The organism is Sutcliffiella horikoshii, from assembly GCF_021991925.1.
In the GTDB taxonomy this organism is placed as follows: Bacteria; Bacillota; Bacilli; order Bacillales; family Bacillaceae_I; genus Sutcliffiella_A; species Sutcliffiella_A horikoshii_F.
Map to the genome: position 1 here is coordinate 48387 of NZ_RXZI01000005.1, position 12830 is coordinate 61216.

At 42.4% G+C, this 12830-nt stretch carries 12 protein-coding genes, 1 pseudogene and 2 riboswitches; of the genes and pseudogenes, 11 read left to right on the top strand and 2 right to left on the bottom strand.

All coding sequences use genetic code 11. From position 1 onward, the window contains the following. Positions 1 to 12: 12 nt before the first annotated feature. From aac(6') to EKQ44_RS13875, 7 genes and pseudogenes are all read left to right on the top strand, one after another. Positions 13 to 420 (top strand): annotated as a pseudogene (gene aac(6') / locus EKQ44_RS13845) (aminoglycoside 6'-N-acetyltransferase); the annotation flags it as partial. 5 nt (positions 421 to 425) lie between these two features. Continuing rightward, the gene (locus tag EKQ44_RS13850) at positions 426 to 1178 is read left to right on the top strand and encodes a class I SAM-dependent methyltransferase (RefSeq protein WP_237664141.1); all 753 of its coding nucleotides are present in this window, start codon (positions 426 to 428) and stop codon (positions 1176 to 1178) included. A gap of 11 nt (positions 1179 to 1189) precedes the next feature. After that, positions 1190 to 1624: an NUDIX hydrolase gene (locus tag EKQ44_RS13855; RefSeq protein ID WP_237664338.1), complete on the top strand. Its 435-nt coding sequence runs from the start codon at positions 1190 to 1192 to the stop codon at positions 1622 to 1624. Between the two features lie 19 nt (positions 1625 to 1643). Beyond that, on the top strand, positions 1644 to 2453 hold the full coding sequence (locus EKQ44_RS13860) for a GNAT family N-acetyltransferase (RefSeq protein ID WP_237664142.1): 810 nt from the start codon (positions 1644 to 1646) through the stop codon (positions 2451 to 2453). A gap of 78 nt (positions 2454 to 2531) precedes the next feature. After that, entirely contained in the window at positions 2532 to 3398 is an 867-nt protein-coding gene (locus tag EKQ44_RS13865) for an AraC family transcriptional regulator (RefSeq protein WP_237664143.1), read from the top strand. A 69-nt stretch (positions 3399 to 3467) separates the two neighbouring features. Further along, positions 3468 to 3713, top strand: a complete 246-nt coding sequence (locus EKQ44_RS13870; RefSeq protein ID WP_237664144.1) for a cytoplasmic protein — start codon at positions 3468 to 3470, stop codon at positions 3711 to 3713. 286 nt (positions 3714 to 3999) lie between these two features. Beyond that, positions 4000 to 4302 (top strand): DUF5658 family protein, encoded by a 303-nt coding sequence (locus EKQ44_RS13875; RefSeq protein ID WP_237664145.1) that lies wholly within the window; start codon positions 4000 to 4002, stop codon positions 4300 to 4302. Between the two features lie 23 nt (positions 4303 to 4325). Here the strand turns inward: EKQ44_RS13875 and EKQ44_RS13880 are convergent, their stop codons facing one another. Then, complete coding sequence (locus EKQ44_RS13880) at positions 4326 to 5144, bottom strand: YqhG family protein (protein ID WP_237664146.1); 819 nt, start codon at positions 5142 to 5144, stop codon at positions 4326 to 4328. Beyond that, complete coding sequence (locus tag EKQ44_RS13885; RefSeq protein WP_237664147.1) at positions 5122 to 6819, bottom strand: DEAD/DEAH box helicase; 1698 nt, start codon at positions 6817 to 6819, stop codon at positions 5122 to 5124. Before EKQ44_RS13885 ends, EKQ44_RS13880 begins: the two co-directional genes overlap by 23 nt. Positions 6820 to 7089: 270 nt before the next feature. Further along, a riboswitch (glycine riboswitch) is annotated at positions 7090 to 7189 on the top strand. A gap of 3 nt (positions 7190 to 7192) precedes the next feature. Beyond that, a riboswitch (glycine riboswitch) is annotated at positions 7193 to 7284 on the top strand. A 292-nt stretch (positions 7285 to 7576) separates the two neighbouring features. Between EKQ44_RS13885 and gcvT the strand changes: the two genes are divergently transcribed. From gcvT to EKQ44_RS13905, 4 genes are all read left to right on the top strand, one after another. After that, positions 7577 to 8680 (top strand): glycine cleavage system aminomethyltransferase GcvT, encoded by a 1104-nt coding sequence (gene gcvT, locus EKQ44_RS13890; protein WP_237664148.1) that lies wholly within the window; start codon positions 7577 to 7579, stop codon positions 8678 to 8680. 220 nt (positions 8681 to 8900) lie between these two features. After that, complete coding sequence (gcvPA, locus tag EKQ44_RS13895; protein WP_237664149.1) at positions 8901 to 10247, top strand: aminomethyl-transferring glycine dehydrogenase subunit GcvPA; 1347 nt, start codon at positions 8901 to 8903, stop codon at positions 10245 to 10247. Beyond that, positions 10244 to 11710, top strand: coding sequence for an aminomethyl-transferring glycine dehydrogenase subunit GcvPB (gcvPB, locus tag EKQ44_RS13900; protein WP_237664150.1), 1467 nt, complete (start codon positions 10244 to 10246; stop codon positions 11708 to 11710). Before gcvPA ends, gcvPB begins: the two co-directional genes overlap by 4 nt. A gap of 625 nt (positions 11711 to 12335) precedes the next feature. Further along, positions 12336 to 12830, top strand: a complete 495-nt coding sequence (locus EKQ44_RS13905) for a DinB family protein (protein ID WP_237664151.1) — start codon at positions 12336 to 12338, stop codon at positions 12828 to 12830.

The window sequence follows — 12830 nt, forward strand, 5'->3', positions numbered from 1 at the left end:
AACCATATAGAACATTACACCGAAATGGCGTTAGACCTCTGGCCGGAAAGCACCGAGGGTGAACTGCACGAGTCCTTCCAACAAATCATGGCTTCTAAACGTGACAAAGTGTTATTCTACCGACTAGGTTCTGAGTTTGTTTCCTTCATCCACCTCTCCATCAGAGTGGATTATGTAGAAGGTACAAAATCTTCTCCAACTGGCTATTTAGAAGGGGTATATGTAAAGCGGCAGCATAGAAGGAAAGGGTACTCCACAAAGTTAGTAAAAGTAGGGGAACAATGGCTTAAAGAAAAGGGCTGCAAGCAGATGGGATCGGACATTCATTTGCACAATGATGTAAGCTATGATTTTCACATCGGGATGGGATTCAAGGAAGCAAGCAGGCTAATCGCATTTATTAAAGATATAGAGGGGTAATTCAAATGAATCAACTAGTAGAAAGTAATCGCAAAAGTTGGGACAAGGTCGCACATTATTTTAATGGGGTGGATGCCCTACCGAGTTACGGCCCATTCTCCCAAACGGAAGATGAATTGAAGCTTTTGGATGATCTACAAAATAAAAAAGTATTGGATATTGGGTATGGAAGTGGCCATTCCTTGAAATACATGGCGGAGGAGAAAGGTGCAACCGAATTATGGGGAGTGGACCTTTCCTCTGAGCAGAAATTAACTGCTGAAAAAACACTTCAAGGATTGGAACCTCGTTTATTCTGTGCGCCTATGGAAAAAGATATAAATCTTCCTAAAGACTATTTTGATTGTGTTTATTCCATTTATGCACTGGGATGGACGACAGATTTGAGAACAACTTTGACTTTAATCCATTCTTATTTAAAAAAGGGAGGAAGCTTCCTTTTCAGTTGGGACCATCCATTATACCCATATATTAAAAGTGAAAAAGGTGTCATGACGTTAGAAGGCACCTACCAGGAAGAAGGACTCCAGACCTTTGAAAAATTCAAAGGGGAAGATGCACCAATGACAATCCACACTAGAAAACTAGGAACCTACATAAATGAACTGATTCAAGCGGGTTTCACTATCGAGAATGTGGTGGAAAGTGAAGTGGGTGAAAGATACAAAGAAGAGGATGCACCCATTTCGGACCGATATTATTCTCTTTATAAGGCTCACAGATTTCCGTCGACAGTAATAATCAAAGCAAGAAAATAAGGGGGATTATGATGTTTTTAATTAATGTGGAAGGTGCTGTCTACAAGGGGGACAAGTGGCTGATGATAGAGCGGAGCCATAAAGAGGAGCATGCAGCAGGAATGCTTTCTTTTGTTGGTGGAACGGTTGATCAGGAAGGCGCTTCCTCTGACATTTTGGAGCGGACCTTGAGAAGGGAATTGATGGAGGAAGTGGGCATCCGCGTTCATGAAAAGATGATGTATGTGCGCAATACCTCCTTTGTGTTGGCGGATGGCAGGGAAGTAGTGGACATTGTTTTCCTTTGTGAATGGGAGAGTGGAGAGCCCTATCCTAAAAGTCCCGATGAGGTGGAAGCCGTTCATTGGCTAACCACCGATGAAATTATGAAACATCCAAAGACGGAATCCTATCTGCATGACAATATTAGAGAAGCAGATCGGTTGAGAAGTATGACAATGGTATAGGAGTTAGGGGGATGGAAGGATGTTTTCGGTTTTTGACAAGGACAGCAGAATACTTAATGATAGTGAATTTTTAAAAGATGAAGTAATGTATAACCTCATTCATCGAATTATAGAAACAGAAAATGCGCTCTGCATCAGTTCTATAGACAATAAGATGATCTATGCTCAAACGCCAAATCATAATGGTTGGTGCTGGATATCCAATGATATGGAAGAAGGAGAAAAAGAAAAGCTCATTGAAAGTTTTGTGGATTACTTAGGAAGTCGAGATATACAGGGAGTGACGGGCTCCAACCAAACTGCGGACCTTTTTGCGAAGGGGTATGCAAAAGGTAAGCAAAAGCAGTGGCATGTTTATATGGAAATGGAAGCCTATCATTGTCCTTTTGTTAAGAAAAATATAATGACTCCAGGCGAGGCGATGGTTGCTAACATGGAACACCTAGAGAAGGTTGCTTTCTTTTTGACGAAGTTTATAGAAGAAGCATTTGGTGACGTAGTTGATCTAGAATCGCAAAAGAAGAGTGCTAGAAAAATGATTGAATCAGGAAATGTGTATGTTTGGGGAGTAGAAGGTGAAATTGTCTCTATGGCCAATATCGCGCATCGCTTTCCTAGGCATGGACGGATAAATGGTGTTTTCACACCAGTTTCTTTAAGGAAAAAAGGATATGCAAGTGCACTGGTAGCTGAGGTAAGTTCATTAATAATTAGAGAAGGTCTTACGCCGATGCTATATGCGGATTTAAAGAATCCCTCTGCAAACAAAATTTATCAAGAAATTGGTTATACGGAATGTGGAAAAATCTCAGATATCCGCTTCACCTAATCCTGCCAAAACGAAGCACAAACGAACAGGAAACCAACTATTTCCACTGATAGGATAGACATAAGGAGTGAGGCCAATATGGCGTTGGTGGAATCGATTCAACGAGCAATCGAATTTATGGAAGAGAATTTGTTGGAGAATATTTCGATGGAAGATATCGCAAGACAGGCCAATTTTTCGACCTTTCACTTTCAACGAGCTTTCGGATTGTTGACAGATACCTCTGTTGCAGAGTATTTGAGAAGAAGAAGGTTGACGCTTGCAGCACAGGAATTACTAACAACGGATCACAAGATCATTGATATCGCCTACAAATATGGTTACGACACTCCCGAGGCTTTCACAAAAGCATTCCGCAGGCAACACGGCACTTCTCCAACCGAAGTGCGGAGGCATGAGGGGAAGCTGCAAACTTATAACCGCCTGGTCATCCAGGTGACATTGGAAGGGGCAGAACCGATGAAGTATAGTGTAGTGAACAAAGAGGCATTTACAGTTGCGGGAAAAAAGAGGAGATTCTCTTGTGCCAACGATGAACAGTCCATGGAGATACCTAAATTTTGGCAGGACGTGAACCAAGAAGGCTTTACAGATAAGTTATTCCAGCTCAATAATGGTCCGATCAAAGGAGTTCTCGGTGTATGCGGAGGGACAACAGAAGAAATGAAGTCTGAGCAAGTGATGGACTATTGGGTGGCTGCGGCCATGGAGGGTGACATCCCTGAGGAGTTGGAAAGGTTGGAGATCCCCGCTTCCAAATGGGTAGTCTTCGAAGTACATGGACCGATGCCCCATGCCATGCAAGACACATGGAAACGCATCTTCTCGGAGTGGTTTCCATCCAATAGCTATGAGCATTCTGGGGCTCCGGATTTTGAATTATACACAGATGAAGATCCATCCAGTCCAGATCTTTACTCAGAGATTTGGATACCGATAAAATAGATAGTAGATTGTCCACCTTGTCTTAATGAGGTGGACTCTTATTTTTTGAAATTAGAGAGGAGATATAGTGTGGGTGATAATATTGCTAATGCGCACAAATTCAGCAGTCTTCATAAAAATGAATTAGTAGAGGATAAGAAATGTGGGTGTTTTTTCTGTCTGGAAATTTACAGCCCTACTCTTATAACCGAATGGATTGATCAAGATCAAACAGCCATATGCCCCCATTGTGGAATTGATTCAGTTATTGGAGAAAGTTCAGGTTATCCCATTACAAAAGAGTTTTTGGAGAAAATGAATAAAGTTTGGTTTTAATACTATAGCCTCTATAAATGAGAAATCCAACAAATCTGGCATCGAAGTGGCCGAACGATGCCAGAATAAGCAGAACCTCACCAAGACTGGCATCTGAAATCTTAACAGCACACACTCAAAAACCTTACGCACCGACACTCCATCTTATAATCCTACCCTAAAGTGGATACACTGGAGAAATAATACTAATTTTTGTTCTTGAAAAAGAACATACGACTTGCTCGATAACGAGTAAGTAGAGTATAATTGTTCTTGGTAGAGAACAAATTCGAGGTGGAGGTGTGCCATGGTCAAAAAGCTATTGATTGCGCTGTTGCTATTAAACATTTTTGACGGAGTTGCCACATATTTTGGCCTGCACTTCCAATTAATCAACGAAGGAAACCCACTGATGAAATCCCTTTATGAAACAAGCCCGGCCTTATTTTTACTCTTTAAACTTGGCATCTCTACACTTCTACTGTTCTTCATAAAAAATAACCTCAAACTCAAATCAGCCATTCTTAAAGTGGTCTGCCTGACCGCCGTTTGCGTATACAGCATGGTAAGTGTCCTACATATGTACTGGATTTACTCCTATATAACGTAAATAAACATACACAGTGGTAGTCTTCATCTACCACTGTGTATGTTATTGATAAAAGATGGACCCAGATAAAAAAGTCCGCCATTAATAATCGTTACGTGAATTTTAGGCTCATATTGCTCTTGAAGGGCCTTCATCTCGGTTTCATAAGACTCAGGTTTTTCTTCATCATCTTCATAAAAATGCTTTAAGAGCTGAAGATCTTGATCCCACCTTTTCCTCGCGTCTTCTGCCCATTGATGATCTTGACTTGCGATATATCCATTTACATAATGCTCAAGCCTCGAAAGACCACTTGCCGGCTTGATAATTGGGGTCATAGTGAAACAAAAATCAGGAATTTTCGGTGTCAAATTAATCTTTTCCACTTCATTTTGAAATTTTTCCAGGATGGTCCCTGTAATGAGATGAATTCCCAGAGACATAATCACATCTTTTTTGCGGTCACACTGATAACTTACCTTCATATTTACATTTAGCCAAGGGTGAAGGGGAAGATGACCCCCGCCTGTATGAGAAGGAACATTTTCATACAACCGAATATACCCTGCAAGACTCTTCGCGGACTCGAAAATTTGGTGCATCCTGGGGGAGCCGAAATGAACATGGTCGCCTTTAAGGCCCTCAGGTGCTTTGTTGCTGTCTGTGATCAAGGTCATTTTCATCGGATTTGGCACGCCGCCCGTTTTCTCGAGATAGTGCCAATAAAAAGGACGGTTCATCAATTCCTTGTCCATATCAATGGTCAACTGGACGGCAAGGTGACTATTGGTATTTTCGACTATTTCACAGTTGTTTGCTGTAAAATAACGCTCCAAAAATCTATGAATTTCCCGCTGCTGCATGTGGTTCTTCCTCCTTTTTCATCTGATCCGCAAATTCAATGATAGATGAGAGGTTTTCCATTTTTATTTTCATTTCACCTTCAGACTTGGAGTGAAGCATAATATCCTGGATATGTTCCTCCAAGTTTTTGATTTCCATCTTCGTCAAGATATCATCAAGTTCTCCGATGACCCGCTCAAAGAGGTTTATCTTTTCATAAAGCAGCTTTAAAATATGCTCTTCCACAGTATTGCTTGTTGCAAAATTGTAGATATGAACATCCCGTTCCTGTCCAAGCCTATGGATACGTCCGATACGTTGCTCCAGTCTCATGGGATTCCAAGGTAAATCATAATTGATGATATGGTTACAAAACTGAAGATTGATCCCTTCACCCCCGGCCTCTGTAGCAATCAGCACCTGTACATGATTTTTGAACAATTCCCTCATCCAATCCTTCTTCCCACGCTTGAATCCACCGCGGAACGGAACGGAGGTAATGCCATTTTGCTTCAGGAACCATTGGAGATACATCTGAGTGGCTCTGTATTCTGTGAAGATGATCACTTTGTCTTTCACTTTACGAATCAGCTCCAACACTTTTTCAGCTTTTGAATTCCTTCCAACCAAATCAATCTTTTTAAATATATTCAGAAGGCCCTGTGAAGGCTGGTAATGCGGATTATCCTGCTGCTTCCTTTCAATCATGTTCTTGACCGTATAGTAAACGGCTTCCCGACTGCTACATGCTTCCCGCTGCAACGTCATAATAGAAAACTGACTTGTAATCGGTACATAAGGATCAGCCTTTAACTGATTGATCGCATCATAAAGGTCCTGTTCCTCTTTTGAAAACTCAATGAGACACGACTCCACATTCCGCTTAGGCCAATCAATACCAGTGTCACCACGCCTATTACGTATCATGACCTTATTCACCAGTTCTTTTAAATACTCATCGTTATCCAGCTTTCGATCCTTTGCGCGAAATACCTCGGAAAAATTGCTCTCACTTCCCAAATGGCCTGGTTTAAGTAGAGAAACTAAGTTGAAGATCTCCTCCACTTTATTCTGGATAGGGGTGGCCGTTAAGAGTAGGCAAAATTTCTTCTTCAGATTCTGCACAAATTCATAGTTTTTTGTTTTATTGTTTTTCAGTTTATGAGCCTCATCAATGATCACCATGTCATATTCAAGACTATTGATGATCTCGCGGTGAGGACTTCGTTTAGCTGTGTCAATAGAAGACACCACCACATCACACTGCTCCCACACGTAGCTTTTCTTCTGTCCGATTGCAGGAATGTAGAACTTCTGATTCAACTCAATGGCCCATTGGGATACAAGGGAAGCTGGGACTAGGATCAATACTTTCTTTACCAGTCCACGAATCATATATTCTTTGAGAATAAGACCTGCTTCGATTGTCTTGCCGAGGCCTACCTCGTCCGCAAGTATGGCTTTGCCGTTCATTTCTTCCACTACATTTCTAGCTACCTCCAACTGATGAGGAAGTGGTGTCAGCTGTGGTAGGTGGGAAGGAGCAAGCAGCCCTTCAAACTCAGGGATGCTAAGATGGCTTTCTACTTCCAATGCTAGTTTGAATAACTCGAAGTTTGCCCAAGGTCCATCGTCTGTCATTCGTTTCAGGAGTTCTTCCTGCCATTCCTTATCAAAAATAATCTCTACATTCATCGATGTGCATCCTTTCTGAATTATCCAATTTATAGTATGTTGTAAAAGGATAGCGTTTTCATTAGAAAATATTGATAAATCACTTGTTTAAAGCCGAACATTTAGCTATATAAAAATAATAATGATCAGTGTTTTTGTATTGCCAGAATCCTTTGTCTAATGGTAGGATAATAGTGAGCTTTGAAAGGCGATTTTACCTAACAAAATAAACATGAATGTTGTAGCTTCTTATCTAGTATGACCATGTTTGAAAAAAATATTATATTGCGAATGAGAACAAGGGGAGAGACTGTCCATCAAGATACGGCAGCGCCGAAGGAGCAAGCAGACTATATGTGAATCTCTCAGGCAAAAAGACTCTTGTTGGACGCAACTCTGGAGAGCGTTTATTCATGTTTGCATGGACAAACCACCAAAGGGGAAAGCCTTCTACATAAGGTAAACTTTCAGGTGCAAGGGACAGAGAACTCTTTTTTTGAAAAAGGAGTTTCTCTGTCCTTTTTTGAGGAGTAAAAGGAAATTAGTAGGTTGAAATTCTTTTTGGAAATGGTTCTGTTAAAGCATATGGTTGATTCTAAGCAACCTAGCTGTTGATTGAAGCAATAGGCGAAGACTCCTAAGGGAGATAGCGTATAGGGGAGACCCCGCAGGCGAAGCCGAGGAGGCTCCCCAAACGCCCCTAGGAAAGCGAAGCCTAGGGCGGAAATCAACAGCGGTGTTTAACAGAGCCTTGGGAAGAAAAAGGAGGAGAAAAGTAATGACTGAACTTAAGAAAACACCATTATATGAAGCGTACAAAAACCATGGTGCAAAAACAATCGATTTTGGTGGATGGGATTTGCCGGTTCAATTTTCAAGTATCAAAGATGAACACGAAGCGGTACGTACCAAAGCCGGTTTATTTGATGTTTCTCATATGGGAGAAATTGAAGTAAAAGGAAAAGACAGTCTAGCTTACCTACAGAAAATGATGACAAATGATGTTTCCAAGTTGAAGGATGGCGGTGCACAGTATACAGCGATGTGCTATCCAGACGGAGGAACAGTGGATGACCTTCTCATATACAAAAAGGCGGACGAAGATTATTTGCTTGTGGTGAATGCTTCCAATATTGAAAAAGACTTCGACTGGTTAAAAAGCCACGTAACAGAAGAAGTGGAAGTAATCAATATCTCTGAAAGCATTGCGCAACTGGCAATCCAAGGACCATTAGCAGAGAAAATCCTTCAAAAGCTGACAAGCACAGACCTTTCAGCAATCAAATTTTTTAAATTTAATGACAATGTTGAGATCAATGGGGTACGTGCGCTTGTTTCCAGAACCGGCTACACAGGCGAAGACGGCTTTGAAATCTATTGTCAGCAAGAGGACGCAGTACAACTATGGGACATGCTGCTTGATGCTGGAAAAGAGGATGGACTTGTTCCTTGCGGATTAGGTGCCAGAGATACACTACGTTTTGAAGCCAACCTTGCTTTATATGGCCAGGAGCTTTCAAAAGACATTACTCCCATCGAGGCAGGGATTGGTTTCGCGGTAAAGACGAACAAAGAAGAAGATTTCTTTGGAAAAGAAGTACTAAAAGAACAACGTGAAAACGGAGCTCCTCGCCGCATGGTTGGAATTGAAATGATAGACAAAGGGATTCCGCGACATGGCTATGAAGTGTTCGTCGGGGATGAAAAAGTCGGAGAGGTGACAACAGGTACACAGTCTCCTACTTTAAAGAAAAACATCGGACTCGCGCTACTGGAAAAAGATTTCACAGAGCTTGAAACGGAAGTAGAAGTACAGGTGCGTAAAAAACGCCTAAAAGCAAAAGTCGTTAAAACACCTTTTTACCAAAGACCAAAAAACTAGATTTTCGAAATAAGGTGTTAAATGTCGCTGTTGCTCTCCGCAAAACGCTTCGCTTTCCGCGGGGCGACCTTGAGCGTCCTTGCAACACTTGAGGGGTCTAAAGATGTCGCTACTCTCCCGCTGGAGTCTACGCCTTTTGCTTCAAGCAACAGCTAGAAACATTTCATTTTAATAAACTGCCTTTTAAATAACCCATAACAAACCGGAGAGGGGAACTCACATGAAACATCGTTATTTACCGATGACAGACCAAGACATCCAGGAAATGCTGCAAGTAATAGGTGTAGAAAATATAGAAGAACTATTTTCAGATATCCCGGAAAGCGTCCGCTATGACGGAGAACTGAAAATCAAAAAGGCAAAATCTGAATCAGAATTAATGCGCGAACTTAGTGATTTGGCAGCAAAAAACAAAGATTTAAGAAAGCATGCTTCTTTCTTGGGAGCAGGCGTATATGATCACTACATGCCGGTTATCGTAGATCACGTCATTTCCCGTTCTGAATTTTACACAGCATACACACCTTATCAGCCCGAGATCTCCCAAGGTGAGCTACAGGCAATTTTTGAATTCCAGACAATGATCTGCGAATTAACGGGAATGGACGTTGCGAACTCCTCCATGTATGATGGCTCAACCTCCTTCGCAGAAGCAGCAATGCTTGCTTGCGGCCATACAAGAAAGAAGAAAGTGCTTATCTCTGGTGCTGTACATCCTGAAGCGAAAGCGGTGGTGACATCGTACGCAAAAGGTCAATATGTGGAAGTTGTAGAAATTCCAACAAAAGACGGAGTGACCGATGTAGCGGCACTTGAAGAAATGATGTCTTCAGACGTTGCGGCAGTCATGGTTCAATATCCAAACTTCTTTGGTCAAATCGAACCGCTTCAAGAGATTGAGAAGCTTGCACATACAGACAAAGGAATGTTCGTTGTATCCTCTAACCCGCTGGCACTTGGAGCATTGACACCTCCAGGAAAGTTCGGCGCTGATATTGTTACAGGTGATGCACAGCCATTCGGTATCCCTACACAATTTGGTGGACCTCACTGTGGTTATTTTGCCGTCACATCAAAATTGATGCGTAAAGTTCCTGGTAGACTAGTAGGGCAGACGGTGGATGAGGAAGGCCAACGTGGATTCGTTCTTACGCTCCAAGCACGTGAACAGCATATCCGTCGTGACAAAGCGACCTCTAATATTTGTTCCAATCAGGCATTGAACGCACTGGCTGCTTCTGTAGCCATGACGGCACTGGGCAAAAAAGGTGTAAAGGAAATGGCTGTACAAAACATCCAGAAAGCGCAATACGCCAAGCGAACATTGGAAGCGGCTGGGATGGAGGTAACATTCAGCGGTCCGTTCTTCAACGAATTTGTTGTAAAGCTTTCCACTCCAATCAAAGAAGTCAATCGCAAGCTTCTTGAAAAAGGATTGATCGGTGGTTACGACTTAGGGACATACTACCCTGAACTTGAAAACCATATGTTACTTGCGGTTACGGAGTTGCGTACAAAAGAAGAAATCGACACACTAGCGAAAGAATTGGGGGCTCATCACCAATGAATAAACAAAATCAACCACTCATTTTTGAAATGTCCAGAGAAGGTCGTATCGGATACAGCCTGCCTGAAAACGATGTACCTGAAGTGGATCTAGCGGAACTTTTCCCAGCTGCATACATCCGCGAGGAAGCACCGGAACTACCGGAAGTTTCCGAGCTTGATATCATGCGTCATTATACAGCATTAAGCAATCGTAACCACGGTGTGGACTCCGGCTTCTACCCGCTAGGTTCTTGCACGATGAAATACAACCCGAAAATCAATGAAAATGTGGCACGCTTCCCTGGTTTCGCACATATTCATCCGTTACAGGATGAGTCAACTGTCCAAGGGGCATTGGAGTTGATGCACGACTTGCAAGAGCACCTGATTGAAATTACAGGAATGGACGAAGTGACTCTACAACCAGCAGCTGGAGCTCATGGGGAGTGGACAGGGCTTATGATGATCCGTGCCTTCCATGAAGCAAACAATGACCATAACCGTACAAAGGTAATCGTTCCTGACTCCGCGCACGGAACAAACCCGGCATCTGCAACAGTTGCAGGCCTAGAAACCATTACGGTAAAATCTGATGAGAACGGTTTGGTAGACTTAGAAGATCTTCGCAGAGTAGTTGGGGAAGACACAGCTGCTTTGATGTTGACCAACCCAAATACACTTGGACTTTTTGAAGAAAACATCCTGGAGATGGCTCGCATTGTCCACGACGCAGGCGGAAAGCTTTACTATGATGGAGCAAACTTGAATGCAGTACTAAGCAAGGCCCGCCCAGGGGACATGGGCTTTGATGTGGTTCACTTGAACTTACACAAAACATTCACTGGCCCTCATGGTGGTGGTGGCCCTGGTTCCGGACCGGTCGGCGTAAAAGCGGACTTGATCCCTTACTTGCCAAAGCCATTGGTAGTGAAAAAAGATGACGGCACATTCGGATTCGATTACGACCGTCCAGATTCCATCGGCCGTGTGAAGCCATTCTACGGAAACTTCGGCATCAACGTACGTGCTTACACGTATATTCGTTCCATGGGGCCGGATGGATTGAAAGCAGTAACGGAATATGCCGTACTGAACGCGAACTACATGATGCGTCGTCTGGCAGAGCACTACGACCTTCCGTTTGACAGACATTGCAAGCACGAATTCGTCTTGAGTGGTAAGCGTCAGAAGAAGCTAGGTGTACGTACATTGGATATCGCCAAGCGCCTGCTTGACTTCGGCTACCACCCACCAACCATCTACTTCCCATTGAATGTGGAAGAGTGCATCATGATCGAGCCGACGGAAACGGAATCAAAAGAAACATTGGATTCCTTCATTGAAGCGATGATCCAGATTGCACGTGAAGCGGAAGAAAATCCGGAAGTGGTGCAAGAAGCACCTCATACAACGGTGATTAAGAGATTAGATGAGACGCTTGCAGCTCGTAAGCCTGTGTTGCGTTATCAGAAGGAAGCTTGATTGGGATTTTGAAAGGAGAGAGAGAACAGGGACGCCTGTTCTCTTTTTTGATTGTTGGAATTTAGGAGAGGGGGGATAAGTGGTTAGAGAATGCCCTTACTTTGTGGATCGAATTCTGATGAATGGTGTCGAATTCATGATATAATCTGTTTTTTCATGATATATTTCAAAATTTCATGATAAATCTTGAAAATTCATGATATATTAATTTTTTTCATAATATATTTAATTTTTCCTTGATATATCACCTCCACTACTGGTTAAGCGAGTCCTTTTAATCCCTTTTTGGGGTTAGAACTCCCTCAAATGTTCCTTGAAGTATAAGTTCACATCCAATTTCACAAAAAATCTACCTTGGAATGGGGTTGATTGGGAGATTTGGCAGCTTGGTGGATAAACCATCGAAGCTGGTTGAGAAAATCAGAACTTGGTGGATAAACCACCAAAGCTGGTTGATAAAATCAAAACTCGGTTGATAACCCACCAAACTTTAGTTGATAAACCCCAATGGGCCACAAAACATCTCTGTCCTCAAAAAAATCATCATCAGCCCCGACTACTTATCACTTCTCAAACTCCCCCAAAAGCCTTAAGATAAAATTAGAAACAAAGGGAGGGAAAGCAAATGTACTATGAGCAAACCTATAAAGCAAGAGAAGAGCTGCTTGAACTACTAGAAGGAATCTCAGAAGAACAACTGCACCAAAAGCACGACAACCTCTGGACCGTCTCTCAAAACGTTGAGCACCTTTACCTAATTGAAAACAAGATAACCAACGGCTTAAAGAAAGCGATAGAATCGGAAAGCGAAGTAGAAGAAAAGGATTTGCCCCTGGCAAAAATGTTGGCCAATAGAACATATAAGGTGGAAGCGCCAGAAGACATCACGCCATCTGAACACCCTTACACCAAAGCAGAGCTAATCGAGCTATTGGAGCAATCCAGAACTAACCTAAATACATTCATTCAAGAAGTCGACGATATTGCATTACATAAATATGGCTTCAAACATCGTTGGATCGGCGATCTTTCCGCACAGCAATGGGTCCAATTGATAGGATTCCATGAGCGTCGTCACATTGATCAAATCAACCAAACATTACACAACACTGCCCAATAA